The sequence below is a fragment of the Streptomyces sp. NPDC057854 genome, from assembly GCF_042797055.1.
GTDB lineage: Bacteria > Actinomycetota > Actinomycetes > Streptomycetales > Streptomycetaceae > Streptomyces.
The window spans coordinates 663849-690078 of record NZ_JBHVMF010000001.1; the positions used below are offsets into that span (position 1 = coordinate 663849).

Annotated in this window: 22 protein-coding genes; 13 read left to right on the forward strand and 9 right to left on the reverse strand. The window is 67.1% G+C overall.

Annotation, left to right across the window (positions count from 1 at the left end; genetic code table 11):
- The 10 genes from ACFVQZ_RS03245 to ACFVQZ_RS03290 all read left to right on the forward strand — a co-directional run bounded on the left by ACFVQZ_RS03245 (position 1) and on the right by ACFVQZ_RS03290 (position 15890).
- The gene (locus tag ACFVQZ_RS03245; RefSeq protein WP_383619239.1) at positions 1-5430 is read left to right on the forward strand and encodes a transglycosylase SLT domain-containing protein; all 5430 of its coding nucleotides are present in this window, start codon (positions 1-3) and stop codon (positions 5428-5430) included.
- A gap of 2 nt (positions 5431-5432) precedes the next feature.
- On the forward strand, positions 5433-9485 hold the full coding sequence (locus ACFVQZ_RS03250; protein ID WP_383619241.1) for a hypothetical protein: 4053 nt from the start codon (positions 5433-5435) through the stop codon (positions 9483-9485).
- 31 nt (positions 9486-9516) lie between these two features.
- Entirely contained in the window at positions 9517-10647 is a 1131-nt protein-coding gene (locus ACFVQZ_RS03255; protein ID WP_383619243.1) for a DUF5047 domain-containing protein, read from the forward strand.
- An 88-nt stretch (positions 10648-10735) separates the two neighbouring features.
- Positions 10736-11521 (forward strand): hypothetical protein, encoded by a 786-nt coding sequence (locus ACFVQZ_RS03260; RefSeq protein WP_383619245.1) that lies wholly within the window; start codon positions 10736-10738, stop codon positions 11519-11521.
- Positions 11518-11742 (forward strand): hypothetical protein, encoded by a 225-nt coding sequence (locus ACFVQZ_RS03265; RefSeq protein WP_383619247.1) that lies wholly within the window; start codon positions 11518-11520, stop codon positions 11740-11742. The genes ACFVQZ_RS03260 and ACFVQZ_RS03265 overlap by 4 nt, the downstream gene beginning before the upstream one ends.
- Positions 11743-11760: 18 nt before the next feature.
- A complete protein-coding gene (locus ACFVQZ_RS03270; protein WP_383619249.1) occupies positions 11761-13206 on the forward strand; it encodes a peptidoglycan DD-metalloendopeptidase family protein in 1446 nt (481 codons plus the stop codon).
- 326 nt (positions 13207-13532) lie between these two features.
- Positions 13533-14051 carry a DivIVA domain-containing protein gene (locus ACFVQZ_RS03275; protein ID WP_383619251.1) on the forward strand — a complete coding sequence of 173 codons (519 nt, stop codon included), beginning with the start codon at positions 13533-13535 and terminating at the stop codon, positions 14049-14051.
- A complete protein-coding gene (locus ACFVQZ_RS03280; protein ID WP_383619253.1) occupies positions 14044-14265 on the forward strand; it encodes a hypothetical protein in 222 nt (73 codons plus the stop codon). Before ACFVQZ_RS03275 ends, ACFVQZ_RS03280 begins: the two co-directional genes overlap by 8 nt.
- Positions 14262-15656, forward strand: a complete 1395-nt coding sequence (locus ACFVQZ_RS03285; RefSeq protein WP_383619255.1) for a peptidoglycan-binding protein — start codon at positions 14262-14264, stop codon at positions 15654-15656. Before ACFVQZ_RS03280 ends, ACFVQZ_RS03285 begins: the two co-directional genes overlap by 4 nt.
- An 18-nt stretch (positions 15657-15674) precedes the next feature.
- Positions 15675-15890 carry a hypothetical protein gene (locus tag ACFVQZ_RS03290; RefSeq protein ID WP_383619257.1) on the forward strand — a complete coding sequence of 72 codons (216 nt, stop codon included), beginning with the start codon at positions 15675-15677 and terminating at the stop codon, positions 15888-15890.
- A 151-nt stretch (positions 15891-16041) separates the two neighbouring features.
- On the opposite strand, the gene ACFVQZ_RS03295 is transcribed toward ACFVQZ_RS03290, so the two are convergent.
- The 3 genes from ACFVQZ_RS03295 to ACFVQZ_RS03305 all read right to left on the reverse strand — a co-directional run bounded on the left by ACFVQZ_RS03295 (position 16042) and on the right by ACFVQZ_RS03305 (position 18057).
- A complete protein-coding gene (locus tag ACFVQZ_RS03295; RefSeq protein WP_383619258.1) occupies positions 16042-16779 on the reverse strand; it encodes a hypothetical protein in 738 nt (245 codons plus the stop codon).
- Positions 16780-16790: 11 nt separating this feature from the next.
- Positions 16791-17423, reverse strand: coding sequence for a hypothetical protein (locus tag ACFVQZ_RS03300; protein ID WP_383619260.1), 633 nt, complete (start codon positions 17421-17423; stop codon positions 16791-16793).
- Between the two features lie 421 nt (positions 17424-17844).
- On the reverse strand, positions 17845-18057 hold the full coding sequence (locus ACFVQZ_RS03305; protein WP_383619262.1) for a hypothetical protein: 213 nt from the start codon (positions 18055-18057) through the stop codon (positions 17845-17847).
- 853 nt (positions 18058-18910) lie between these two features.
- Between ACFVQZ_RS03305 and ACFVQZ_RS03310 the strand changes: the two genes are divergently transcribed.
- Positions 18911-19318, forward strand: coding sequence for a hypothetical protein (locus ACFVQZ_RS03310; RefSeq protein ID WP_383619264.1), 408 nt, complete (start codon positions 18911-18913; stop codon positions 19316-19318).
- Positions 19319-19374: 56 nt separating this feature from the next.
- The gene (locus ACFVQZ_RS03315) at positions 19375-19818 is read left to right on the forward strand and encodes a hypothetical protein (RefSeq protein ID WP_383619266.1); all 444 of its coding nucleotides are present in this window, start codon (positions 19375-19377) and stop codon (positions 19816-19818) included.
- A gap of 64 nt (positions 19819-19882) precedes the next feature.
- Here the strand turns inward: ACFVQZ_RS03315 and ACFVQZ_RS03320 are convergent, their stop codons facing one another.
- From ACFVQZ_RS03320 to ACFVQZ_RS03340, 5 genes are all read right to left on the reverse strand, one after another.
- Positions 19883-21022 carry a methyltransferase type 11 gene (locus ACFVQZ_RS03320; protein WP_383619268.1) on the reverse strand — a complete coding sequence of 380 codons (1140 nt, stop codon included), beginning with the start codon at positions 21020-21022 and terminating at the stop codon, positions 19883-19885.
- An 18-nt stretch (positions 21023-21040) separates the two neighbouring features.
- Positions 21041-21907, reverse strand: coding sequence for a radical SAM protein (locus tag ACFVQZ_RS03325; RefSeq protein WP_383619269.1), 867 nt, complete (start codon positions 21905-21907; stop codon positions 21041-21043).
- A gap of 40 nt (positions 21908-21947) precedes the next feature.
- On the reverse strand, positions 21948-22304 hold the full coding sequence (locus ACFVQZ_RS03330) for an ASCH domain-containing protein (protein WP_383619271.1): 357 nt from the start codon (positions 22302-22304) through the stop codon (positions 21948-21950).
- A complete protein-coding gene (locus tag ACFVQZ_RS03335; RefSeq protein WP_383619273.1) occupies positions 22301-23413 on the reverse strand; it encodes a hypothetical protein in 1113 nt (370 codons plus the stop codon). Before ACFVQZ_RS03335 ends, ACFVQZ_RS03330 begins: the two co-directional genes overlap by 4 nt.
- 327 nt (positions 23414-23740) lie before the next feature.
- Positions 23741-24337 carry a hypothetical protein gene (locus ACFVQZ_RS03340; RefSeq protein WP_383619275.1) on the reverse strand — a complete coding sequence of 199 codons (597 nt, stop codon included), beginning with the start codon at positions 24335-24337 and terminating at the stop codon, positions 23741-23743.
- Between the two features lie 232 nt (positions 24338-24569).
- Here ACFVQZ_RS03340 and ACFVQZ_RS03345 point away from each other — a divergent pair, with 232 nt between their 5' ends.
- Positions 24570-25676 (forward strand): helix-turn-helix domain-containing protein, encoded by a 1107-nt coding sequence (locus ACFVQZ_RS03345; RefSeq protein ID WP_383619277.1) that lies wholly within the window; start codon positions 24570-24572, stop codon positions 25674-25676.
- Positions 25677-25724: 48 nt separating this feature from the next.
- On the opposite strand, the gene ACFVQZ_RS03350 is transcribed toward ACFVQZ_RS03345, so the two are convergent.
- Positions 25725-26219 (reverse strand): hypothetical protein, encoded by a 495-nt coding sequence (locus tag ACFVQZ_RS03350; protein ID WP_383619278.1) that lies wholly within the window; start codon positions 26217-26219, stop codon positions 25725-25727.
- Positions 26220-26230: the final 11 nt, after the last annotated feature.

The window sequence follows — 26230 nt, forward strand, 5'->3', positions numbered from 1 at the left end:
GTGGCCACGATTCGCTCTCTGGGATTCTCCATATTCACCCGCTATGACGGAAGCGGGATTCGCGAGGCCGCCCGAGACATCCGCGAATTCGGCGGCAGCATCCGCAGCTCGACGAACTCTCTGAACAGCTGGTCGGGGCGCATCATCCTGGCCGCCAAGGCGGCTGCTGTCTTCGGGCCGGCCCTGGTGCCGATCGCCGCGCACCTCGCTTCGATCGGCGCCGCCGCCACGGCGATGGGGGCCTCGGTCGGCAGCGGCCTCGCTGCGTACGGCGCGGCGATGAAGGGCGCCATCACGCAGACCCTGGCGGCCAGGGACAACATAACCAAGCTCCGCGCCGAGCTGGACAAGCAGAAGGCCACCCTGGCCGGGCTCACGCCCGGCACCGAGGCCTACCGCAAGCAGCTCAGGGAGGTCGCGGCCACCCAGAAGGAGCTGGACGCCGCCCTCCGGGCGCTGTCGCCGACCCAGCGCGGCTTCATCCAGGCCACGGACCAGATGTCGGCCGCCTGGAAGAGGCTCATCGAGCAGACCCGGGACAAAACCCTCGCCACGGCCACCCACGTCGTCAGGGGGCTGACCGCCGGCATCGGGCTGCTCAAGCCCATTATCGACGCGCTCCACCCCACCATCCTCCAGGCCTCGAAGGCGTTCGAGACCTGGATGCGGGGCGACAGCGCCAAGAACTACGCCAACCTGATCAAGGCTTCCGCCGTCCCGGCGCTCCAGAACCTGGTGGCGGCCGGCAAGGACGTCATCAACGTCCTGGGCGACGGCTTCAGGGCCTTCCTTCCCCGTGGCGTCGAGCTGACGCGCACCATCCGGGAAGGTGCCGCCGCTCTCCGCCAGTGGTCTGACGGAGGCGGGTTCCAGGGCTTCCTCCAGTACGTCCGAGATACCGCCCCTCAGGTGAGGGAGTTCTTCCAGGCGCTCTGGGACGCGCTGAAGAACATCGGCACTGTCATGAGGGAATTGGCTCCGGTTTCCCTCGGGCTGGTCACCGTATTCCTCAAGGTAATAGCGGCCATCCCGCCGGACCTCCTCCAGGCGTTGGTAATCGCGTTCATGGCCTGGCGTGCCGCCGTCCTCCTGGTGAACGCAGCCATGCTGCTGCTCAGCGCCAACCCGATCGTTCTCGTAATCACCGCAATCATCGCGGCCATCTATCTCCTGGTCACCAACTGGGAGACCGTCTCGAACGCGTTCAAGACGGCCTGGAACGCGACCTGGAACTTCATCAAGCAGGTGGCCGAGGCCGTCTGGAACGGCCTCAAGGCTGCATGGCAGTCGGTCTGCAATCTCTTCTCCTCGATCTGGACGTCGGTGTCCGGAGCGATCTCCACGGCCTGGAGCGCGGTCTGGGGCGGCCTGAGGACGGCAGCGGAGGCCGTGTGGAACGCCATCAAGACGGCGTGGCAGGCCGTCTGCGGCTTCTTCGCCACCGCTTGGAGTGCGGTCTCCGGTCCGCTGAAGGCGGCCTGGGACCTGATCTGGAACGGCATCAAGACCGTCGCCGAGGGCATCTGGGGCGCGCTCAAGGCCGCGTGGGAAGGCTTCGTCAACGGCCTCAGGATGGTCTGGGACACCGTCTCCGGGCCGCTCAAGGCTGCTTGGGACACGCTCTGGAACGGCATCAAGGCTGCTGCCGAGGTCATCTGGAACGGCATCAAGGCCGCATGGGAACTCTTCGTCAACACCTTCAAGACGATCTGGGACACCGTCTCGGCGATCGTGAAGGCGGCGTGGGACGTCTTCTGGAACGGCCTCAAGGCGACGGCCGAGCTGGTCTGGAACGCTCTCAAGGCGGCTTGGGAGCTGTTCATCAACGGCCTCAAGACCGTATGGGACACCGTCTCCGCCCTCGTCAAGGCGGCGTGGGACCTGTTCTGGAACGGCCTCAAGACCGCTGCCGAGGCGGTCTGGACCGCGCTGAAGGCCGCGTGGGAGCTGTTCATCAACGGCCTCAAGACCGTATGGGACACCGTCTCCACGCTCATCAAGGCGGCGTGGGACCTGTTCTGGAACGGCCTCAAGACTGCTGCCGAGACGATCTGGAACCTGCTCAAGGCGGCATGGGACCTCTTCCTCAACGGGATCAAGACCGCCTGGGACGCCATCGCGGTTGTCATCAAGGCGGCTTGGGACGTCTTCTGGAACGGCCTCAAGACTGCTGCCGAGACGATCTGGAACCTGCTCAAGGCAGCGTGGGACCTCTTCCTGAACGCGATCAAGACCGCCTGGGACACCGTTTCCGAGCTGATCAAGACCGTGTGGGAGGCGGTCTGGGGCTGGATCAAGGACACCGCCCAGCGGATCTGGGACGAGGTTAAGCAGCTCTGGGAAGACTTCATCAACGGGATCAAGCGGTTCTGGGACACCGTTTCCGAGGAGATCAAGTCCGCCTGGGAGACGGTGTGGAACTGGCTGAAGACCACGGCCGACAGGATCTGGCACGAGATCGGCGAGATCATCGAGAAGGCGATCAACGCCGTCCTGGGGCTCGTCAAGAAGGTCGTGGGCGCCTGGAACACGATCGCCGGGGCAGTCGGGCTCGACAGTCTCAAGATCGACACCAGCGACTGGAGCGTCGACTTCAACTTCGCCACCGGCGGGGTCGTCGAGTTCGCCAACGGCGGCATCGCCGGCGGCATGCCCATGTTCAAGGCCGGCGGCGTCCTCCCCGGATACGCACCCGGCCGGGACACCGTTCCCGCCATGCTGTCCCGGGGCGAGGGCATCCTCGTCCCCGAGGCTGTCAGGGGACTGGGGCCGAACTTCGTCCACTGGGCCAACTACCACTTCTCCCACGGTCGCGGCGGCAAGAACGTGGCCTTCCCGGGCTACGCCAAGGGCGGCATCATGTCCGGCTGCGCCGAGCTGCCGGGCTACGCCCGGGGCGGGATCGTCGCGTTCGCGCGCGATCCTCAGAACGAGGACGGCTGGGGCACCCACTTCTTCCAGGGTGGCGGCGTCGTCATGGCGGCACCGGAGCCCCCGAACCCGGGCGTCGTCGGCCCCGGCGGCATCATCGTCGGCGGCGACGCTTCGACGAGCCCCGACGCGGCCGATGTCCGCGTCGGCGACGGCGACCCGCTCGGTGTCGGCGTCATCACCGGCGGCATCGAGAACATGATGAAGACCGGCGGGATGGTCCTCGGCTTCCTCGGGCGCGCGGTCATCGAGAAGGCCTTCGACTTCGCGATCAGCTTCCTGGACAACTTCGGAATGGCCGGCGACTTCGGCAAGATGCTCGTCGCCGGCACCAAGAAGATCGTCATGGGGATGATCGACAGCCTGGTCAAGAAGGACGAGGAGGCCAAGCAGCAGTTCACGGCCATGTCCGTGGCGGGCACCCAGTCCGTGCAGGGCTGGGCCCCGCTCGCTGCCAAGGCTCTCCAGATCGCCGGCCTCGACCCGAGCCAGCTTCAGCGCTTCCTCGCGCTGATGATGAAGGAGTCTGGCGGCAACCCGAACGCGATCAACGGCTGGGACATCAACGCCAAGAACGGCGTTCCCAGTCAGGGCCTCATGCAAGTTATCCCGCCGACCTTCGCGGCCTACCGCGACCCGTCCCTCCCGAACAACATCCTGGACCCCCTGGCCAACATGGTCGCCAGCGCCAACTACATTCAGGCGCGGTACGGAGGTCAGGTGCCGGGGTCCCCATACGCCGATGGCACCTCCAGCGCCACGCCAGGTCTTCACCTGGTCGGCGAGGAGGGCCCGGAGCTGGTCACCGGCCCCGGGTATGCGAACTTCGGCGGCGGGGAGCAGGTGTTCCCGGCAGCGCAGACGGCGTCGATCCTGGACAGCATGGGGCCGGCGGTCGTCACTCCGCAGCTCCCTGCCTCGGGGATGCCGGAGACGGCGATGCTCCAGTCTCCGATGATGGAGCAGATGCAGTCCTTCGGCGGTCCTCCGCAGGTGGAGGGCTGGTTCGGGCCGATCATCGGTGCCGCGCAGCACATGCTGACGACGGTCCAGACTGCCTGGAACGGCACCGTCGCTGCGGGCACTGCCGCTCAGCCCGCCATCACCGCTACCACCACGGCGGTCGGCAACGAGGTGGGCGTCCAGATCCCGGCCAACCTGGAGACGATGGCCAACTCGGCTGCCGTCAACTTCACCGCGATGGCGACGTCGGCTGCCACCAACTGGCAGGCGATGACGGCGGCTGCGCAGACCAACTGGAACACGCAGTTGTCGACGGTCTACACACCGGCCGAGACTCACATGGGCACGACCATGCTGGCCATGTCGCTGGCGATGCAGACAGCCCACGATCTTGCGTGGGTCACGATGAATGCGACGTCGCTCGCGCAGTGGACGATCATGCGGGATACGACGTACGCCGAGGCGGAGCTGCACCTGGGGACGACCATGCCCCAGATGTCGGTGACGATGCAGACGGCGCACGACCTCGCGTGGACCACGATGCAGGCGACGTCGCTCGCGCAGTGGACCTTGATCCGGGACGGTCAGATCCTCCCGTTCGAGGAGCACATGTCGGTGACGATGCCGGCGGCGGCAGAGGCGATGAACGAGGCGGTCTCCGCAGCGTTCACCGCGATGGTGGAGACCATCGTCGCCCAGCTCGATACGGCAATCGCCAAGATCGAGGAGTTCATCGCAGCCACTGAGCGCGCCATCGCGGCGGCCGAGGCCCTGGCGGCGGCGCAGGCCGCTGCTGCGGCTTCCGGCGGCGGAGGGGGTGGATCACTCGGCGCGGCGTCGGGCTCCGCCGAGGCGGCACTGGCGGCAGCCGGCATCTCGCCCGGCATGATCGTGCAGGGGCCGTACAGCAACTCGGTGGCGGCCTCGGCCGGCACCCACTCGGGCGGCGGTGTCTACGACATCGCCGGCGGTCCCGAGCTGCTGCCCGCGCTCCACGCGGCCGGCTTCGCGGCCTGGTACCGGGACTGGCCGGGCAACCAGCACATCCACGCGGTGTACTCCGGCGCGACCGACCTGTCTCCGCAGGCTCGGTGGCAGCTTGAGGACTTCCGCCGTGGCGGCTCCGGTCTCGGCATTCCCGGCAACCTGGCCCGGGGCTCGACCAATGCACCCCCCGGCTGGACGTGGGTCGGCGAGCAGGGTCCCGAGCTGCTGCGCATGCGCGGCGGCGAGGAGGTCATGCCGCACCTGGCGAGCAGCATGTTCGCCAACGCGCTGCGCCGGCGTCGGGGCTGGAACCCGAAGAAGTCGCAGTTCTTCCGCTCCGAGGGCGGGCGCCGCGAGTTCACCTCCCTCATGGAGGCGAACGCGGGTTCCGTCCGTGGCTCGGTCTCGGACGGCGGCGGCATCAACGTCGAGTTCAACTTCAACGGTCCCGTCAGCAACGGCGACGACGTGCGTCGTGCCGTGGACGAGGCGATTCCGAAGCTCCGTACCGCTCTTCAGGCCGGTACCGGGAGGCGAATAGGAGGCTAACGATGGCGCAGTCGTTCCAGCTTCTCCCCAGCGGTGACATCGAGAACGACGGGTGGGAACTCGTCGGCTCGAACGTCACTGAGGTGTGGGAAGTGATCGGGTTCCTGGAGGACGACTGCTACGTCCGCTGTCCCGTCTACCGGGGCAGCGCCACGGTCACCTTCCCGATCGACTCGGAAGACCTGCCGGCAGGGGCCATCATCGACTCGGTAACCGTCATCATCCGCATGAGGACGAACGCCGGGTCGGGACCCCGCACCGTGACGGTGAACGTGCTCTCATCGGAGAACATGTCGCGGTACACGTCGCGCACGCTCCAGGCGACGAGCGCGTTCACCACCCACGAGGTCGGGACTTACACCAAGGACCCCATGGGCAAGGCGTGGGACATCCACCGCCTGAACAAGCTCCGGCTCCGCATCTACTCCCTGAACGACCTCTTCGACGCCGTTCAGATCTCCCAGCTTTACGTGAAGGTCAACTATCACGTGAAGCCCAAGGCGGTCGTCACGGCGCCGACCGGCACCAGCGTCTCGCCCTCCCCCCTGGTCAAGTGGACCTACAGCCAGTCCGAGGGCGAGCCGCAGCTCAAGGCGCAGATCAAGCTGTTCACCTCGCAGCAGGTGGCGGCGGTCAACACCTTCAACCCGGAAACGGAGCCCCCTCTCTACGACCAGGCCCAGACCGGCTCCGCTCCCCAGCACCAGATCAGCACCACGCTCAACAACAACGGGTACCGGGTATACGTCCGGGTCTGGTCCGAGCACAACGCGAAGTCGGACTGGGCCTACAAAGACTTCACCATCAACGCGCCGTCGCCCGGCGTCCCCGGCGACGACAACGCCGGCGAGGGCGGCACCCCCGGTGTCGGCGTCCCCTCCGCGATCCCCGACACCTACACCTCATCGGCGCAGCTGCGCATGCGGGACGCCTCGAACCTGCTGTCGGTGCAGCAGGCCGACTTCGAGATCGCCTCCGACCCCCTGGAGTGGACTGGCTCCGGCGCCTCGCTGGCGCGGGTCGTCTCCAAGGCGTACGGCGGCGGCCTGGCCTCGATGTCCCTGACGGCGACGGCAGCGGCGACGATGTCGGCGGAGACGACGTTCGTCGAGGTCGCGCCGGGCCTGCCGGTGACGTGCCGGGCCCAGGTGCTCGCCGGCTCGTCGGCGCGCACCGCGCGGCTGTGGGCCGACTTCTACGACGAGACGTTCACGTACCTCAGCAGCACGACGGCAGTCAGCCTCACCGACTCCGCCACCACCTGGAGCGAGCTGGTCGGCACCGGCACGACGCCGGCCGCCGCGCTGTACGCGAAGCTCAAGGTGGAGATCGTCAGCCCGAACGTGGCCGAGGTCCACTACGTCGACCACGCCGGCCTGATGTACGGCACGAACTCGGCCTGGACCGACGGCGGCCACCAGTCGCACAACCTCCTTTCCTCCTACCTGGCCACGGCCGACGATCCCGAGTCGGCGGTCGAGGAGTGGGAGCAGGCGAACTCGGCGACGACCGTCACGCGGACTGCTGTCAGCGGCACCGGCGGTCACGGACTGCTGTGTCAGCAGATGCAGTACGTGGGGGCCGCCTCAGCCATCGCGTTCCGCGCGACCGGCACAGTCTTCACGTCGCCGACGTCCGGCACGAACTACACCCTGAACAAGCCCGCCGGCACAGTGCAGAACGATCTCCTCCTTGCCTTCGTCACCTCGACGGCCGGCGGCTCGATCGTGCCTCCGACGGGCTGGTCCCTGGTGGCGAGCGCCACGGTGGACGACGACTCGACGTACGACGTCTCGCTGCACGTCCTCAAGCGGACCGCGACGTCCTCGGACCCCTCGTCCTGGACGACGGGCAAGCTGGCCACTGCCTCGTCCCGCAGGACGGCCGTGGTGGTCGCGTACAGCGGCACGGCGCACGCCGATGACCAGTTCATCGCCGACAACATTAGGAAGGACCCCGGCGGCTCCCCGGTCCACCGGACGCAGATCGTCCAGAACACCGACCCGAACGCGTGGCGGGTCGGGGCCTTCGCGGCCAGCGACGACCTGGCCGGCGCCACCTTTTCGGCGAACCGGGTGGCTCCGCCGGGCGCGGATGCTCCGCCGATCTCGTTCGTCGGAGCCTCTTCGAAGTGGGTGCAGCACAGCAGCACGACCAGCTACACGATCCACAAGCCGACGGGCGTGCAGGCCGGCGACTTCATGATCGCGTCGGTCGTGATGAGCGGCTACGCCCCCACCGTCACCCCGCCGACCGGCTGGACACTGGTGAAGTGGCACACCCAGCCCTTCTCCGGCTCCAGCGACGGCGGCGTGCACTCCGGTGACGTCACCATGGCGATCCTCAAGCGGACGGCGGGCAGCAGCGAGCCCCAGTCCTGGACGGGGACGCACAGCGCCGCCGGGCAGCCGAAGGTGACACAGGTGGTCGCCTATCGGAATTGCGATGACGCGGCGAATCAGTTCATCGCACAGAACTCCGCCGGTATCCACAACACGTCCAAGGTTCCCACCCCTGAGGTGACGAACACGAACTCCGCCGCCTGGCGTGTCTGCATGTTCGGCGCGACGACGCCTTTCGCGTCTTCCTGGAGTTCAGGGGACGTGTCCGAGCGTTGCGACTCCTCGACGAGTCTCGACAACTTCCCCGATGCGGTCCTCAGCTTCTCGGACTCCAACGGGCCGATCTCTACGGGTACGCACAAGCGGACCGGACAGATCAACTCGGTCAGCAACAGCCAGTCGAACGTCCCCAGCGGCAACTTCTTCGCCGCTGTCGGATGGATCGGCATCCTCAAGCCGCTCTCGGCGCCACCGGCGCAGCCGGGCAACGAGACTGAGCGCGTCGACAACAACAACGGCGCCTCGAACCCGTGGATGAGCACCGCCGTGTACGACTCCAACGGGGTCATCCCGGCCGGGGCCACATCGCTGTACGGGCAGTTCGCCGGCGGCGGGAACGGGTTCGCCGGCTCGATGGCGTCCTGGATCGGCATCCTGAAGCCAGCCTCCAGCGTTCCCGCCAACGTCGCCTCGGCGCGGCCGAACGTCTGGGTGGACATCTCCGAGATGGACCCGGACATCCTCGACCTGGCCGGGCACAAGGTCACCGTGATGGCCAGCTTCCTGGGCACGAGCGACGGCACCCCTGTCCTCGGCGTGGAGTTCGCCCGGGCCAACCAGGCGATCAGCGATGCCTCGGCCAACGGCGCCGTGTTCAACACGGCGACCTGGAACAAGGCGTGGGCGACATTCACCGTGCCGGAAGGCACGACCCGGATGCGGCCGGTCCTGTCCGCGCTGGGGCGGGAGACCGATGACATCGTGAAGTTCGACCGCGTCGGGCTCATGCTCGGGGCGCCGGTCGCTGGTGAGACGCCAGCCTGGAGGAACGGCACGTCCCGGACGGAACACCCCGTCTGGTCGAAGCCGATCATCCAGTACACCGACGACACCGGCACCGGCTTCTCCAGCTGGACCGACCTGCCCGGGCAGCGACTGATACCCCCAGCCTTCCGCTCGGACACAGGCCAGCTGGCGTACGTCGACCATTCGGTGGTGCCGCTGAACGTGCGGAAGTACCGGGTGCAGACGATCTCGTACGGGCTCCAGGGCGAGGTCTTCGCCTCGGGCTGGGGGCCGGAGAGCAACGAGGTCAGCTTTTCGGCGCTCAACTGGTGGCTGAAGGACTTCCAGGATCTGTCCACGGCGCTTCGCCTCCGAGTGAAGTACGAGGACGTGGTCGTCACGACCGACAACACCGCGACTGTCTTCCACCCCTTGGGCGAGGACTACCCGGTGGTCGTGACCGAGGGCTACAAGGCCGACTCGCTCACCATCACGGTCGTCTGCGACCGGCAGGAGGAGGCGGCGCTCTACCGGCTGCTGAGGGCTAAACGCACTCTGCTGCTCCAGAGTGACACCGACTACGCATGGTGGGTACGGCCGGTCGACGCCCTGACCGTCTCCAACCTGGCGGTTAGCCAGCAACGGCGGACAACGGACCCCGTGAAGTTTGTGACCTGCAAGTTCGTCCAGGTGAAGCCGGAGGAGTAAGCCGGACCGCACAACTGAATATGGAGTGGCCATGCCGACGCAGTCGGATCGGTTCTACCGCGAGATTCACGGCTCTCACACGATCGTCTCGTGGATCGACGTGATCGGCCCGGATCAGAAACTTATCCGGCTGCCGGCCACGGACGGCCAGGTCGATGTCGATAGGTCGGCGGCGGTACGGCGGAAGCTGTCCTGCCAGTGCATCGACCCCCTGGGTCTGCTCACGCCCCGCGACGACGGGGAGCTGCTGACGCCGTACGGCACGGAGCTTCGCGCTTACCGGGGAGTCGAGTACGCCGACGGCTCCCAGGAGGTCTGCAAGCTCGGTACGTTCCGGCTGTCGAAGTCGTCGATCTCCGACAGCAACACCGGCTCGCCGGTGATCCAGCTCGAAGCGTACGACCGCGCGCGCACGGTGCAGCGGGACAAGTTCAAGGTCCCGTACACCATCGCGTCCGGGACGAACGCCATGACCGCCCTGAAGAACATCATCAAGATGACCTTCCCGGCGGTCCAGTACGACACCATCACCTCGACGGTGACGACCACCGCTCCCCTGCTGTTCGATGCCGGCAGCGACCCGTGGGAGGCCGTCTTCCAGCTCGCCCGCTCCATGGGCTGCGAGGTCTACTTCGACGTCGAGGGCCGCCTAGCCGTCCTCCCGCCGAACGACCCGAACGCCCTCCCCTCCCCGGACTTCACGTACGTGGAGGGCGAGGGAAACACCATGGTCGACCTGACCAAGGAGTTCAACGACGAGGGCGTCTACAACGGCGTCATCGTCACCGGAGAGTCGATCGGCGACCAGCTCCCGCCGGTGCGCGGCGAGGTCTGGGACGACAACCCCACCTCACCCACCTACCGGCTGGGCCCGTACGGCGAGGTGCCGCTGTTCATCACCGACAACCTCGCCAAGACGGAAGAGCAGTGCAAGGCGATAGCCCGCGCCCAGCTCAACCTGATCCTGGGCGCCGCCTCCCGGATCGCCATCACCGGCATCGTCAACCCCTCGTACGAGTGCGGCGACATCGTCCGGGTCAAGCGGGCCAGGTCAAAGATCGACGGTCTGTACTCCGTCGAGGCATTCAGCATTCCGTTGAGGTCGGGCACGCAGGCCCTGACGCTAAGGGAGCAGAGGCCTACGAATGTCAACCCCAACTAACCGGCCCCTCGTAGCTCCGACACCGGCCGAGACTCATGCGGTCAACAGCGCCGGCCTCGACGATGCCATCAGGGAGCTGGCCGCCCAGATGCAGGCCTCCGGCGCCCTCGGGTACACCCCCTCGACGCACGTCAAGGGAGTCATCACGGCCGTGAACTACGCCGGCCTTCCTCCCACCGTGACGATCCAGATCCAGGGCGCGGCGTCGGTAGAGATCCCGGGCGTCCGCATCATGAACAACTACACCCCGGTCGTCGGCCAGACGGTCGACATCCGCAAGCAGGGCGCGGACATCGTCATCACCGGGCACACCGCCGACGTCAGCGGGTCGGCTCTCGGGCAGACCGGCAGCGGCTGGATCAAGGCGACGCTCTCCAACGGGTCCCACAACGGCAACAGCAACGGCGACGTCTACTACCGGCTGATCCTGGACCACGGCTCCTGGAAGATGCAGTGGCGCGGCGGGTGGGACCCGAACGGCTCGTCCACCATGATCGACTCCGCGGAGGCCCTGGCCGCCGAGTACCGACCGAAGTCGCACCGTTCGGTGGTGGCTGCTCGCCAGGTCAACAACGCCACGTCCGTCGTCTGGGACTTCCACACCGACGGCCGGGTGCTCCTCACCGGACACACCTACTCGACCTCCACGTCCACGGTCAGCGGCGACGTCGGCTTCACGAGTATCAGCTCGTTCACGTCGGTGGGCGGGACCCACAACCACGCTGGCGACTCGGGCGGCGTCACCAGCTCCGACGGCGGTCACGACCACAGCGTGGGGGCCAGCCACGACCACGGCTTCTTCGGCGGCGCCCACCAACACACCGCGACCGTACCGGCCTGGGCCAGCTTGAACGGAGTGGAGTACTTCCTGTGATTCCAGAGGGGCAGCCGGCAACCGTCGAGACCCGTCTCGCCGTGCTCGAAGTGAAGATGGATCAGCTATTGGAGCTGAACAAGAGCCGGGGCGAGGACCACGAGACCCGCATTCGAAAACTGGAGGAGCGAAAATTCCCGCTCCCCACCATAGCCGTACTGGTGGCATCGCTATCTCTGATAGCGACCGTCGTCATGTACGTAGTGAACCTCAAAAACTGAATAATGAGGTAAGAAGAAATGTCCAAGGGACGACACGCACGCCCCACTCAGCCGAACTCCGCTAAGCGAATAGCTCTCGGCGCCACCGCGCTCCTGTCCGGTGGATCCGTCGTCCCCATTGCTCTCGCCGGATCCGCGAACGCGGCGACCGCATCCGAATGGGAGACCACCGCTCAGTGTGAGTCCTCGGGCAACTGGTCCATCAACACCGGCAACGGCTTCTACGGAGGCCTTCAGTTCACCCAGTCGACGTGGGAGGCGTACGGCGGGCTGGAGTTCGCCGACCGCGCCGACCGCGCCACCAAGACCCAGCAGATCACGGTCGCAGAGCGCGTGCTGTGGAAGGGTTACGGGAGCCTCAAGCCACAGGGCAAGGGCGCCTGGCCCGTCTGCGGCGTCGGACTCTCCAACACCCCCTACGGCGCTCCGGCGCCAGCTCCTACCCCGACGCCGACCCCCACGCCGGCTCCGACTCCGCCGCCGGTGGACGACAGCGACGGCGACGACGGGGTGTACGTGGTCAGGGCCGGCGACTACCTCGCCAGGATCGCCACCACCCTCAAGATCGACGGCGGCTGGCAGCGGCTCTACGAGATCAACAAGGACGTCATCGGCCCCAACCCGAACCTGATCAAGGCCGGGATGAAGCTGACCCTGCCCGGCCACGAGGCCCCGGCAACCGACCCCTACAAGGACGGGCTGCCGAAGGCCGGAGAGAAGACGCCGTCCGCGAAAGCCCTCCAGGCCGAGCTTCAGCGTGTGGGCTTCATGTCGAAGACCGTCGAGCGCGCCGACACCTACGGGCCCAAGACGGAGGAAGCTGTCGGCCGCTTCCACGACGAGCACCCCGAGTACCGCAGCGTCGAGGGCAAGCCCGACGTGCAGATCGGCCCGAAGGGCTGGGCTCACCTCCGCGACATGCCCTCGGACGCGGTGAAGTACCCGAAGCCGGTGCCCGACGGTGGCAGCGGCACCCCGACGCCGACACCGGCACCGTCGCCGAAACCGACCCCGGCGCCGACGACCCCGGCGCCGTCCGCGTCGCACGTGCTGCCGGTCGCCGGCTCCATCGGCGACGGCCTGATCGTCGGCGCCGGCGGCTCGATGAGCCGGTCGGCGGGCGGGCACTCGGGCCTGGACATCAGCGCCCCGTCCGGCACGCCGGTGAAGGCGGCGACCGCCGGCACGGTGGTCGCGATCAACGCGGCCGGCGCCGCCTACGGCAACCACGTCGTGCTGGAGCACGGCGGCGGCATCTACACCCTGTACGCCCACCTGAGCGGCTACACCGTCGGGAAGGGGCAGACGGTCGCCGCTGGCGAGCGGATCGGATACGTCGGCTCGACCGGCAACAGCTCGGGGCCGCACCTGCACTTCGAGGTGCGGACGGATCCGACGGCGTTCTCCACCGGCGTCTTCCTTGACCCGACCAGGTGGCTGCGCAGCCACGGGGTCACTGTCTGACGCCCAGCTGGGGTGTCGGGATGTGTTCGATCCGCCCAGCGCGAGGGCGCCCGAGCTTCAGCGAGGGCGCTCTCCCGCGCGCGTCCTGTGGCTGAGGTTCAAGCTCAACCCCGCTTGTGCCTCAGTACGTCGTACCTGCCACCCCGGCTCCCTTGCGGTCGCCGAGGCGGACGGATCAGGCCGTATGCACGAACGGTTCGCGGCCGGCGGTGGGCAGCCGATGGGCGGGACAAGCCCGAGGGTACCGCGATCTTCAGAGCGGTCAAGGAAGTTGATCAAACGGAATCGAACACTTCCAAACGCACAACTGAACATGGAGAGGATCGATGCTCACACCCGCAGACATCGGCAAGAAGCAGTTCGGCACTACCCGCCTCCGGGAGGGCTACGACCAGGACGAGGTCGACGACTTCCTCGACCTGGTCGAGGCCGACTACCGGTCGGCGCTCGCCCGCGTCACTGATCTGGAAGCGAGCGTCGTCCGGCTGCGGTCCGACCTGGCCGTGGCCCAGCGCGCCTCCGCCGACGCAGTCACCAGCGTCATACCGGTCCCCCCGGCCGCTGGCGCCGAGCGCATCCTGGCCGCCGCCCAGCGCACCGCCGACCAGGTCGAGGCCGAGGCCAACACGGAGGCTGGCAAGATCCGGGCCGCTGCCCGTGCCGACGCCGACAGCATCAAGCACACGGCCGAGGCGGAGCGGCAGGCGATCCTCAACCGGCTGGAGACCGAGCGCGCCGAGCTGGCCGAGAAGATCGAAATGCTCAAGGCCCGCCGCGCGAACTACCGGGCCTGGCTCCGAGCTGCCCTCTCCAACATCGACGAGGAGGAGGCGAAGGATGCCTAAGAAAGCAGAGAAGGCCGCCCCGGGCAGGGGGCGGCCCACGGACCTCCCTGCACAGGAGGGCCTGATCGTAGCGACCCCGGAGACGGAGGCGGACCTCGTTCCGCCTTCCGGCCACCGCCTGAGGGAGACCGGCAACGGCGCCACCGTCAGCTACGAGGAGGCTCTGCTTCGCGAGATCTACGGCGAGCCCGACGAGAACGGGGTGTACCGGTGAGCAGCGAAGCGATGATCAAGAAGATGGAGTCGCTGCTCGGCACCGTCGGCCGCCCCAACATCGTCACCAACTGGTACGCCGACCGTCAGGGCGAGTACTACCGCCGGGCTCCCTGGTGCGACATGACGATCACCTGGGCGGCCTACACCACCGGGAACTACGAAGCCGTCAGCGGCGGCAGCGACGACGCCTACACCGTGTCCCACGCGCAGGAGTTCAAGAACCGTGGCCAGTGGCACACCGGTGTCGCCGGCATCCAGCGCGGGGACATCGTCTTCTTCGACTGGGACGGCAGCAACAGCATCGCCGCCATCGACCACGTCGGAATCGTCACCGGCGTCAACGGCCGCGACATCCTCACGATCGAGGGGAACACAGCGGACCGGGTCGCACGCCGCGTCCGGCACGCCGACTCGATCGCCGGCTACGGCCGCCCTGCCTACCCGGCGGAGCCCGGCACCGCCACGTACACCGCCAAGGCCGGCGACACCCTGTCGGGGATCGGCGCCGCCATCGGAGTCCGCTGGCAGGACATCGCCACCCTCAACGGCATCCTGTCCCCGTACACCATCGGCGTCGGCCAGGTGCTCCTGCTGCCTGGCCGGGCACCGGCACCGACGACGCCACCGGCACCGCCCGCTCCCCCGCCGCCCGCTCCCCCGCCGCCGGCACCCGTCGGCGCCGGGGTCAGCCTGGCGAACCTGGAGTTCGGCGACCGCAGCGACGACGTCAGGGACTTCCAGGCCGCGCTGAAGGCGAAGGGCTTCGACCCGGGGCCGGTCGACGGCGTCTTCGGGGACCGGACGAAGGCCGCCTGCGCCGCCTTCCAGCGGTCCCAGGGTTGGTCGGGGGACGGTGCTGACGGCCTGCCTGGCCCCCAGACCATCGAGCGCCTGGGGCTGCGCCTGGTGGGCGGCGCTGCGCCCCGTCCGGCACCGCCGGCGCCGGGTGAGCCGGCGCACGACTACCGGCGGGTGACGTACGGCGGGAAGCGGGTCAACCAGCGCACGAAGGTGATGCTGGAGCGCGCCGCCGCCGACTTCGGGTGGGCCATCACCCTCACCCAGGGCTCGTACAACCCGGGCGGTGTCGCCGCCAGCGCCGGCACCCATGACGGTGGCGGTGTCGTCGACATCTCCGTGTCCGGCCTCACGCCGGCGCAGCGGAACGAGCTGGTGCAGTGCCTGCGCCGGGCCGGCCTGGTCGCCTGGCTCCGGGTGCCGCCGGCCTTCGACTACCACATCCACGCCGTGGCGATCGGCGACCGGGAGATGTCCCCGGCCGCGAGGAGCCAGATCCAGCAGTGGCGGGAAGACCGCGACGGCCTGGCGCGACGTGGCCCTGACCCCGCGCCGGACCCCTACCCGGCGTGGACCCAGCAGTACCGGTAAGAGAAAGGATCACCAACCATGAAGGACTCCACTCGGCGTACCGTGCGCACGGTCTTCCAGACCGCCGTCTCCGTCGCCGCAGGTATGCCGCTCCTCCTGGACGCCTCCGGCATCCCGGAGACGGCCCCCGGCGTCGGCGTCATTCTCGCCGTCGCCGCCGCTGTCACCCGCCTGATGGCGCTGCCGCTCGTGGACAGCCTGCTCCCGTCCTTCCTGAAGAAGGACGCCGCCTAGCTAGGAGGTGATCCGGTCTCGTGCCGGGTCGCGCCCGGCAAACTGTGCCCCCCTCTGCCTTCGCGGCGGAGGGGGGCCTTTTTGCGTTCCGGGGTACGTCCCGCGAAGGGTCAGTACGCGGTGGGCTGCTCGCGACGGACCTGCTCTCTAGTTACTTGCACGGAGCGTCAGGCCTAAGTTTCTTCCGCTCGGCGGGGGATGCGGCCTTTAGCTCCGCGATCAGGTCGGCGTCCTTCTTCCCAACCATCATGCCCTTGAAGGTCTTCTCTGCGTGGTTGGACTTCGCCTTTTCGTGCGCTTCGGAAACCGTGAACACGCTACCTTCCGATTCTCCTTGCCCCAACGTTCCTCCGTCGAAGGGGATCACCGCACTGCCACCGAGTGCATTCCACCTTGCCGGCTGCCGTGGGTCCCCCTCACTGCAGCGCTCCTCTTCCCAGACGATTGGAATTACGTAGGTATGACCCAATTCGACACGGGAGTTATTGCGTGCAGCCAACTTGATTCGCTTGTCTACGTCGCCGTTCTTGAATTCCGAACCCCAAGCGATCCAGCTTATCTCGGTCGGAGCAGGCTGCGCGGGCTTCGGACTCGACCAAAGCACGTCGTTCACTTGCAGCTTGAGGTCGCGCAGGACCGTCCCTTCACCGCGCTCCCGCTCGTCTGCCGGAACCTCTCGATCTTTTTCCTCCACGGGAGTCACAACAACCACGTGATCGGCATAGGTGACCCAGTCGATCGGGGTAGCCGCCGGGTAGCTATCGGAACTATTGGCAAACGAAATACGCGGTTCGTCATCGGAGCCCCCCTGCACTGCCAATGCGGTACCCAGTCCTGCAACCAGAGCGAGCGAGGCACAGAGGACAGCGAATCGAGCATGGCGCTTCATGCACTTACTCCTCAGTAGGTGGCGTTGATGTTTTCCACATTGGTGGGCCCGAGGCCAACACCTGAAGCACTTACAGGCGTGGCCATGCAATGCATCACCGACTCATCCGTTTTATCGACCTGCGGGTGGGACATATCCCCGTGAAGCAGCCCAACCGCATGCCCAGTCTCATGACAAGTCATTCCGTAGTCATAGAAGCCCCACCTGATGGTTATGTAGTGCTGATCGCACTCATAGCGGCCCAGAGCAGGATCTTCAGAATCGTTGCACCTGGTAGTCCCATCGGACCCGCTAGGAACGTCATCCTCCTCGAAGTAGATGTCCGTCTCAGAACTACCCGACCAGACCGGAGTAGAGTCGTAGTAGATGTTGAGGTCGGTAGGATTATAGGAATTGGCTAGAACTTTGCGAACCATTTCCTGATCATCCGCTTCGAGCTTATTATCCTTTCCGTCCCCGGCGCCATCAGCCTGGTCCATGTAGTAATAGACACCCGCATTGTCCGTCTGGCATATAAATCCATCGCCAGTCCCGCAATAAGAGAGGTACCGCATGGTTGGCACCATATTGTCGGTCGCGGCGGCCCAAGCCAACCCCGCACCAGCCCCTAGGGTCAGCGAAAGCGCCACCATCGCGACCTGCAAGCTAAACGACTTAATGGATCGCAAAATCCCCCCAGCAACTCAGTTCACTTAGGTGTTTGACTGAACTCACCCGAACCCTCCCCAGGTCACAGGCGACTGGAGGGTACAGCAAACCCTTGCGAAGATGAAGACCTAACGAAGGCTGAGAGAAATCCCGACAGAGGCGGGATTCGTAAATTATGCGAAATAACCCATTTTACCCCCCCTGTTGGCAGTAGCAGACTGGACACCTAAGCGGAGCTTCGACCACCCGACTTCCACGCACCAAATCGCTACTAATGCCCCGTCACGGGTGCCGAGTGTCGCTTTTTTGAGGCTCGCTCAATGGATTTAGGCTCGTGTGAGATCCCACGGAAAATAGGCCCCCGCACCTTGACGGCGAAGGGGCTCTTTACGTTCCGAACGCCTGCCCCTAGAAGAGTCAGTACATGGTGGGCGGCTTGCGGCGGATCTGCCACATGTTCTTGTGCTCGCGCATGATGGCCGGGCGGTCAGCCGGCGGCGCGCCGCGCATAGAGACGTGGAACGTCCAGGCGCGGGTCATGCGGTCGATCGCGAACATTGCTAGTAGAACCAGCGCGAGGGTCGGCACCGGGTAGCTCTGAAGGAGCTGAAGCGTCGTCGAAGTACTCACGTTTCCTCACAGGTGCGGGCGCCTTCGAAGAGAGGCGTCTCCGCACAGAGGAGGGCGCCGATCCCAACGAAGGCAGGTCAATTCCTGCCAAACACGACCGCCCGCTAGTCGTGTCCCCACGCGTTCGCAACCACGCGTGGGCAATCGTTGAGACCGGATGACGTTGGTCACCGAAACTCATGTTGTTGCTGCGGTACTGCGGGCTCCCGGCGTCGGCTTGTTCCGTTCACCGTCTTCAGTTGGCCTTGTGGCCTTCCACCCGCCCTGAGGTACTTACCCCAGACCGAATGGACGCTCCCAAGCAGGGCTCGCTACGAGACCCCTCGATGGGCTAACGCCAGAACTACCCCTCCGAATCAGGGTATCTGACTGCCCGCGAGCGTAGCCTTGGGCTGCTCCGCTCCGCAAACACGCAGCTCAGCATCTAAGTTGACCCCCAAGAGGCACGACTGACGTCCGTATCGCGCCTGTTGGCACCGGCAGGGCGTGCGGTACCGTGAAGACTGGCCAGGGAGGGGGGACGATGGGCGCGGTGCAGAATGGACTGGCTCGACTCGCTCGCTCCGTTGCCGCGAGCGCGGGTGTGATGATCACAGGCCGCCCGTTCGGCGGTCGTCAAGCGCAGCCAAATCGTGATCGCGACGCCACTGGCGCGCAAGCGGTTGCATATGAGGCCCGCTCCATCTCCGTACAGGCGGACATACACCAAGCTAACCGCGTATTTAACGTATCCATCGATGCGCTGAATTCAGAGGAACCAATCACCGATCCGGCAATCGGTACAGCAGGTTTGCTATTCCGATTCACAGATCCTCCGACTGTGCACACCCCCGCTCCGGCCACAAAAATTCCAATGGAGTTGCTACAGGCAACCCTCCTAGAGGTAGCTTCCGGTCGGAAGATTCCAGATAACTTCATTGCGCATCTCGAAGGACTCAGTCCACCCGAAAGACTGAAGGCCACAAGGTGGCTTTTCGCGAACTCTTCAGTTCTCGAAAACTATCCTCTGAATGATCTCCCAGAATTCGACCTTCAGAACATCCGACGAACCCTTGAAGCACTACTGAAGGATCTGAAGAAGGAGTCTTCCTTCAGTGGGAGATATTTCCCAAGAGAAGAACTGGCGAAGGTCGCGGACTCCTCTGAGGGGACCATCGACCACGCGTTGGCCATGATGTTCATCCGACTCGGGCCTCCCCCTGAGCCGACCGAAGTTGACTACGCACCCGCCTCTAGCGGCGGTGGAGGGGCCCAGCAGTGACCACGGAGGACCAGGGGACCCTCCCCGCGCCCCAGACGCCTGGCCAGGACCCTATCGTGTCTGCCGGCTTGCAGATCGCGGCGAAGTGGGGCACCGCACTGGATGCTGCACAGCTGGAGGTTGCTCTCAAGGGGCTGGAGCCTCAGCTGCAACGCGAGCACAAGGAGCGCATGTTCCGGCTGAAAATGCAGCAGGAGACTGCGCAGCAGGAAGCTCAGGCCGTCCGGGAGCGACGCGAGCATACGCGGTACATGGCCGGTCTCATCGCCGGAAGCACGGTGGCCATCGCAATGCTCGGCGCTGGCGTTTTCGTGGCGAAGGACCAGTGGTGGCTGTCGATTCTGCTGTGCGGCCCCAGCCTCTTGGCTCTGGTAAAGGTCTTTGTCCTGCGCCGTAGCGACGAGTACGACATGAGGGCGATCTCTCCAGCGATGCGCACGGCCATGGGGGCGGCTGGACAGGCGCAGCCCCCTCAGCCTCCCGCTCCCCCGGTGGTCTAAAGCCTCCGTGGCGCGTGAAGGCCTGCGACCGCCCCGACCGAGGACGGCCGGGGCGGTCAAGGTGCTAGGCGCCCATGGTGGCTCGCCACTGGCCGCGCGAGAGGTGCACGACTCCGTCAGGGGTGATGCGAACACGGGCTCCAAGGAGCGGGAGCGAGCCCTCGGTGAGCAGCCGCGTACGGATGCGCTCCAGCTCGGTCCACAGCCGGCGGGGGCCGCCCTGGTGCACCTCGGGTGGGTCGGTCCATTCGCCGGTGGCTCGGGCCCACGATCCGTCCGGGTGAGCGAGTCGCGTGGTCCGCAGGTCGCCGACCGAGGCGAAGGTGAACTCGACGCCGGGGCAGGTGACTTCCAGCATCGACCTCAGCTCCCAGGAGGCGGACAGGTCCACCACCGGGTAGCGCCCCGTGCTGCGCTCTTCACCCTCCGCGGTAAGGGCCAGGGCCAGCAGCTCGGAGAGGTCGGGCGGGTAGTCGTCTTCGGACCTGGTCAGCATGAAGCCGGCCATGTCGCGCGCGACCGTGCCCACCACGTCGCCGCTGGCGTGCTTCCAGCCCGTGACGATCAGGCAGGTGCGTCCGAGGGTCGTTGCGATGCGGCCCCCGGGCATGAGGGCGTCGAGGGTGGGCCGGAGGCCGGGGCCTGGGAGCAGCCCGACCGTGGACACGATCCGCTCGTAGAGGCCCGGGATGTGCTCGGTCGCGTCCGCCGTCACCATCTTCGGGTGGTGGCCGAGGGAAGCGAGCCGGGTTCCCGCCGCTTCGGTCAGGTACGGGTCGACATCCAGACTCGTGACGCAGTCGGCGCCGTACCGGTGGCAGGCGTAGGCGGTCAGTCCGCCGGCTCCGGTCCCGAGGTCGAGGACGGACAGGCCGTCTCCCAGGCGCCCGTGCCGCAGCATCTGGACGACCAGGCCTGGCAGCGTGGCGGACGACGTCGGCACCCCCGTGGGGTTGTCTCCGGGCTGCGCGTGGTCGGCGTGCAGCGGCCCCACCCTGGTCACCAGGGACAGGTCCGAGTAGGCCGCCGCCATCCACGCGCTGGTGTCGTCGGCTCCCCTCCGCAGCTCCCACCCAGCGGACGTCTTCTCCCACCACGCAGGGATCAGCCGGTGCCGTGCGGTTCCCGCCACGGCGGGCAGCCATCGTGAATCGGGATCGGTTACCCGGTCCGCGAGAGCTATCGCGTGTGTTTCCCAGTCCATACCGCCGAGCCTCCCAGGTCAGTACTTCGGGTCGCAGGCGGTTGTACGCGCCGGGTCGCAGTCGTTCGAGTCCGACGGGGTGCACGCGTTGCGCACCGGCTGGGGAACGGCCGCCGCGAGGTCGGCCCAGGCCTGCCCGCCGAGAAGCTGGGCAAGCCGGGTCTCGCGCACGTTGCCGGCCGGGAAGTCGCGGGAGAGCACGCAGCCGGCGAGGTCGCCGTTGGGCAGAACGGCGGCGCGTCCTCGGGTGCACTGTCCGCACATCTCGTCGAGGGTGGGCTTCGTGCCGGGCAGGGCGGCGCGGCCGACGGCGCGGACGCGGTCGGTGTTGATGTTCTTGACGCCCATGGACAGCAGCTCGGCTCGCGCCTCGGCGACGCGCTGCCCCGGCAGGATGTCGACGATGCCGGCGCGGATCTCGATCCCCCGGCGGACCGCTTCCTGGATGTTCGCCCGCGTACGGGTGTAGCTGCCGGGCTTGCCCGTGATCCGGTCGTGCTCGTCGGGGTCGTCGCTGTAGTAGCTCGTCCCGAGGGTGACGCCGTCGCGCTCGAACAGACCCCACCACGCGGGGGCCACGTGGAAGAGGTTCGAGTACACCTCCACGTGCCGGCCGTGGAAGAGAGCCAGCTCGGCGAACTCGCGCCAGTGCGGGTGGACGGTCGGCTCGCCGCCGATGAGCTGGATGGTGCGGATGCCGAGGGCGGCGGCGTCGCGGATCACCGTGCGCCAGTCCTCGGGCGTCATGGTGCCGTGCGTCGCCTGGGGGCTGGACTCGGACAGGCAGTGCGTGCACGAGAGCTGGCACTTGCCGGTGATCTCCAGCTCGATGGAGTCGATCGGGGCGGCCTTGCCCCCGGTGGGCGGGGACAGGAGGACAGTCATGTCGTGTTCCTTCCGATGACGGTGGTGGGTGCAGGGCGTGCTAGGAGGCGACCAGCTCGATCTTGATCGCGAGGGCCCCGAGGGCTTCCTTCTCGGGGCCGTAGATGGTGCGGATGTTGGCGAGCTGCTGCTCCCGGGTGGCGGTCGGGTTGACGTTGGCCGGCCCCTCCCCGTCGAGCAGGGCCTCGAAGTCGGGGTACTCGGTGACGCGGAGAACGTTCACGTCGCAGGTCTCGTCGGTGCCCTTGATCCGGAAGCGGATGGTGTCGCCGGCGGCGAGGTCGGCGAGGTGCGGGTACTTGACCCTCACCTCGGTCGTCTTCTGTCCGGAGGAGACCAGCTCGAAGTACTGGCGGTAGAGGTTCAGCTCGTGGAGGCGGGTGGTGCGGTGGCTCATCGGGAAGGAACACTCCTGGGCGGCGGAACGGTGATCAGTCGGCCGACCTCGGCGGCCGAGTACGAGCGGAAGAAGTGCCGGGGGTCGGACAGCAGGGTCTCGGTCGCGGCGAGGAGCTGGTCGGCGTACTCGGTGACGCTGCCGGGCCACAGCCGGGTGTCGAGCATCCAGGGGGCCGCACCTTCCGGCAGGGTGGCGCGTCCTTCCCGGATGAGGGACTTCGACAGCTTGGCGCCGGTGTCGGTGACGATCTGGGGGCAGAACAGCCGGGCGGGGAGCTGGCCCTGGGTGAGGCCCACGGATCGCAGGGCCTCGTCGACGAGCTGGGAGCCGAAGATCCAGTCGCCGCCCTTGACCATCACGTACAGAGTTCCCGTGCCGTCGGCCAGGCTGAGTTCCTTGACCAGGTTCCGGTAGAGGGTGGCCAGGTCGAGGTAGCCGCCGGTGGTGGGCGTGACGGTGATCTCGTACGGGCCGTGGTGGAGGCAGGTCGCGGAGATCTGCGCTTCCTCGCGGTCGACGAGGCGGACCCGGGTGCGCTCGGCGTGCTTCTCAGCCCAGCCGCAGTCGGGCTGCGGGCAGGGCACGCGCAGGTGCGGGGTGCCGTGGGAGGGGTCGAGCCACCAGCGGGCTGCGTCGATGCGGGGCAGGAGCCGAAGCCAGGTGCGGCGGTAGTGCTCGCCGGCCTGCTGCTGGCTGTACGTCTCGATGCGGTGCGGGATGCCCAGGCGCCTGGACAAGGCGGTGAACAGGGGCTGGTACAGCGCGCTGACGAGGTCGAGCAGCGCCTGCTCGCTGAGCGCCTGGGCGTAGGCGCGCTGATAGGTGTTGCCGCTGACGAAGTCGGTGCCCAGCTCGTACGGGGCGTTGTCGAGGGCGCCGAACAGCACCTCGGTGGGGAAGCCGTAGCGGTGGCGCAGCCGGGCTGCCATGGCGAAGGCCAGGGTCTGGACCAGCGACGTGCCCAGGTGCGGGGCCCCGTTGATCTGGGTGCCGACGACCAGCACGATCCGCTCGGGCGGGCAGTTCAGGATGCGCGGCGCTAAGACATCCTCGGCGTGCGTGAGGGCGTTGGCGAGGACCGTGTTCGGGGAAACGGGGTGGGACATGGACTTCCCCCTCCTGTAGGGGCTAGGTGTTGGGGGCGCCGTCCCGGAGTCCCCACTCTCCGGGGCGGTCGATGCGCTGTTCAGTGGTGCGGGTTCGACGCCACGCCCGGGGTGTCCAGCCGGACCACCTGGCCGGCCTTCGCCACCGTCAGGCCTCGGCCTCGTGGATCCGGTCTTACGGCTGCCAGGGCCGGGGCTTGGGGGCCACGTGCCCGGGGCAAGGGGGCTCTCCCGGAGGCGCGGCCGACTTAGGGGGGAGGTGGATGCACAGTGCCGCTGCGCCTGCGCTCACCGCGACGAGCATCAGGATCAGCGTGGCCTTGTGGATCAACGCGCCGGGGCGTAGGGCGGGGGTCCGTAGGTGTCGGCGGCACTGGAGACGCGCTCGATGGGACGCCACACGTCCACGAGGCCGCTGACGACGGCCGTCCTCCCGTTGCTGAAGCGCAGGGTCTTCACCCCGACCTTCGGCGTCGTCATGTCCACCACCCGGTAGAAAAGCCCGGGGCGCACCTGGTAGTAGTCGCCGATCTGCACGCCGTGTGCCTCGATCTTCTCGGCCCTCGTCCCGGGCGGCTCCGCCGGGCCGCCTTGGTGGAGGTTCGCGAGCCTGGCTCCGATGACCGCGCTGTCGCGGAGCCAGTTGAAGGCGTAGTGGGTGGCGGACTCCGTGGTCGGCCGGCGCCGCACTTCGAGCTGTACGCGCGTCTTCTCGACGAGGGCGCGCACTTCGGGCCGGTGGTCCCAGTCGAACGTCACGAGTCGGGACAGGTTCCGGATCATCATCCGCACCGCGTCGTCGATCTGGGCGCGGGTGGTCGTTCCCACCCTCATGCTGCCGACGTGCTGGAGGTCGCTGAGGATGACGCGCGCCTCGTCCACAAAGACGGTCCTCGTACTCGCGTCACCGGTCACGCTCGCCATCACCCGCTTCTCCTCGTCTGCCCGCCAGATGGGCCGCCTTCGGGGCGACTTCGCCGCCGGCTGGCGTCACATTTCCGGCAGGGCCCTGATCGCTCTTCGTGGCTTCGTCGCTACTGAGGGCTGAAGCATCCCGAGGGCCGAGGAGACTGACTAGGGGCATCTCTAGGGTCAAGTTGATCCGGGGTCAACGAGGTTGCCTGCGTAGGGGCAGTCTTAGGGGCAAGATGAGGCTATGAGCGTTGGGGCCTTGATTCACGACCTGCGTAAGGCCCGAGGATGGTCGCAGGGACGCCTTGCTCGCGAGATCAACGAGGCGTTCGGTACGAACATCGATCGGGAGTACATCAGCCGCTGGGAGCGTTCGAAGGTAGAGCCTGGCAACTTCTACCTCCGATGCCTGTCCGCCGTGCTCGACGTACCCCTAGCCGTCCTTGAGAGCGAAATGAAGCGTCGTACTTTCCTGTCTGACGTGGCCGCTACCGCCATAGCCCCCATCGTCGCCTCGGACCTGCTCGCCGCCGGCTTCGGCGCCCGCCTGCGCGGCGGACCGACCTCCGACGACTGGGAGGAGAAGCTGGCGAACTACGGAACGGAGTACATGAGCCTGGGGGCGGCGGACATCCAGCGCCGCGTCTCTGGCGAGCTGGTTGTCGTCCAGCAGCAGCTCGAACAGTCACACCTCTGGTCCGTGGGAGCGCGTCTGATGACGCTCTACGCAAAGACGTTCCCCGGTAATGACGGAAGCCGGGCAGTCAACTGGTACCGCCTCGCAGCGGAGTCTGCTGACCGCTCAGGAGACGATCAGGCTCGCGTGTGGGTGCGCGGCCGCGCAGCCATCGCCCTGGGATACGAGGGGGCGTCCCTCGGGGTCGCGGACCTCTTGGCGGACCAGGCCATGGCCATCAGCGAGAAGCCGTCTCTCGGGCTGCTGAACGCCATCATGGGCAAGGCGCACGTGGCGGTGCTGCGCGGTGACCACGCCACGGCCCGGCAGCTGCTGGACGACGGACGGCGCGTCTTCGACGCTGTCGGGTCGCACGAGCAGACATCCGACTATGCCGTTCCGTGGTGGCGGATGAACGTCTTCATCTCCCTGCTGGCCGCGCGCCTGGGAGACGAGAAGACGGCAGTGGAGGCACAGGAGGCCGCCCGCCGAGAGCTTCCCGCCTCGCTTCCCCGGTTCGCCACCCACCTCGAAATGCACCGGGGACTGATGCTGGCCCGGTCGGGCGACCGAGTGGGAGGCGCGCGGTACGCCCGCGCGGCCCTCAACGCTCTTCCGCCCGACAAGCACTCGCTGACCTTGCGGCTCCTGATGGCCGAGGTCGAGGCGTCGTAACAGAAAACCCCCACCGCCGAGCTGGCGGAGGGGGCCTCGCCGTTCCGACTACTCCGGCTTCGGGTCGTCGGGGTTGTTCTTCACGTAGATCGCCTCCAGGTGGGCAGGCACACGGCCACGGTCCTTGACCTCGTGGCCGGCGCCGCGCAGCCACTTCTTCGCCCTGTGCCCCCACTCGGTGAGTTCCCGGCTGCGGGCCGCACCCGTCGGGGCTGCCTGCGGCTTCGGCGTCGCCACCACCAGACGTGCCTTCTCGGCGAAGGGCTCGATGGCCTTCAGGTACTTCCTGAGCGTGGCTTCGCCCATGTCGACGACGGCCCGGTTGAAGATGAAGGTGGGGCCGTCCTCCTCGGCGTCCTCGTCCTCGACGGGGATCAGCATCTCGACCTCGACGACGTTCTCGGTCGTCTTGTTGTCGATGTCGTCGACCCGTTCGAGTCGGGCGTAAGTCGTGAGGGTGAGTCCGCCGATGGTGGTCGTAGCCTTCTCGACCCCGGGCTCGTCCTTCTGCGACTCGTCTACCTGTACTACGCGCACAGCCATTTGCGGTGCCC

Coding starts and splice junctions, on each gene's coding strand:
- ACFVQZ_RS03250 (WP_383619241.1), top strand. CDS start 5,433: ATGGCGCAGTCGTTCCAGCTTCTCCCCAGCGGTGACATCGAGAACGAC.
- ACFVQZ_RS03255 (WP_383619243.1), top strand. CDS start 9,517: ATGCCGACGCAGTCGGATCGGTTCTACCGCGAGATTCACGGCTCTCAC.
- ACFVQZ_RS03260 (WP_383619245.1), top strand. CDS start 10,736: ATGCAGGCCTCCGGCGCCCTCGGGTACACCCCCTCGACGCACGTCAAG.
- ACFVQZ_RS03270 (WP_383619249.1), top strand. CDS start 11,761: ATGTCCAAGGGACGACACGCACGCCCCACTCAGCCGAACTCCGCTAAG.
- ACFVQZ_RS03275 (WP_383619251.1), top strand. CDS start 13,533: ATGCTCACACCCGCAGACATCGGCAAGAAGCAGTTCGGCACTACCCGC.
- ACFVQZ_RS03280 (WP_383619253.1), top strand. CDS start 14,044: ATGCCTAAGAAAGCAGAGAAGGCCGCCCCGGGCAGGGGGCGGCCCACG.
- ACFVQZ_RS03290 (WP_383619257.1), top strand. CDS start 15,675: ATGAAGGACTCCACTCGGCGTACCGTGCGCACGGTCTTCCAGACCGCC.
- ACFVQZ_RS03295 (WP_383619258.1), bottom strand. CDS start 16,779: ATGAAGCGCCATGCTCGATTCGCTGTCCTCTGTGCCTCGCTCGCTCTG.
- ACFVQZ_RS03310 (WP_383619264.1), top strand. CDS start 18,911: ATGGAGTTGCTACAGGCAACCCTCCTAGAGGTAGCTTCCGGTCGGAAG.
- ACFVQZ_RS03320 (WP_383619268.1), bottom strand. CDS start 21,022: ATGGACTGGGAAACACACGCGATAGCTCTCGCGGACCGGGTAACCGAT.
- ACFVQZ_RS03325 (WP_383619269.1), bottom strand. CDS start 21,907: ATGACTGTCCTCCTGTCCCCGCCCACCGGGGGCAAGGCCGCCCCGATC.
- ACFVQZ_RS03330 (WP_383619271.1), bottom strand. CDS start 22,304: ATGAGCCACCGCACCACCCGCCTCCACGAGCTGAACCTCTACCGCCAG.
- ACFVQZ_RS03335 (WP_383619273.1), bottom strand. CDS start 23,413: ATGTCCCACCCCGTTTCCCCGAACACGGTCCTCGCCAACGCCCTCACG.
- ACFVQZ_RS03340 (WP_383619275.1), bottom strand. CDS start 24,337: ATGGCGAGCGTGACCGGTGACGCGAGTACGAGGACCGTCTTTGTGGAC.
- ACFVQZ_RS03345 (WP_383619277.1), top strand. CDS start 24,570: ATGAGCGTTGGGGCCTTGATTCACGACCTGCGTAAGGCCCGAGGATGG.
- ACFVQZ_RS03350 (WP_383619278.1), bottom strand. CDS start 26,219: ATGGCTGTGCGCGTAGTACAGGTAGACGAGTCGCAGAAGGACGAGCCC.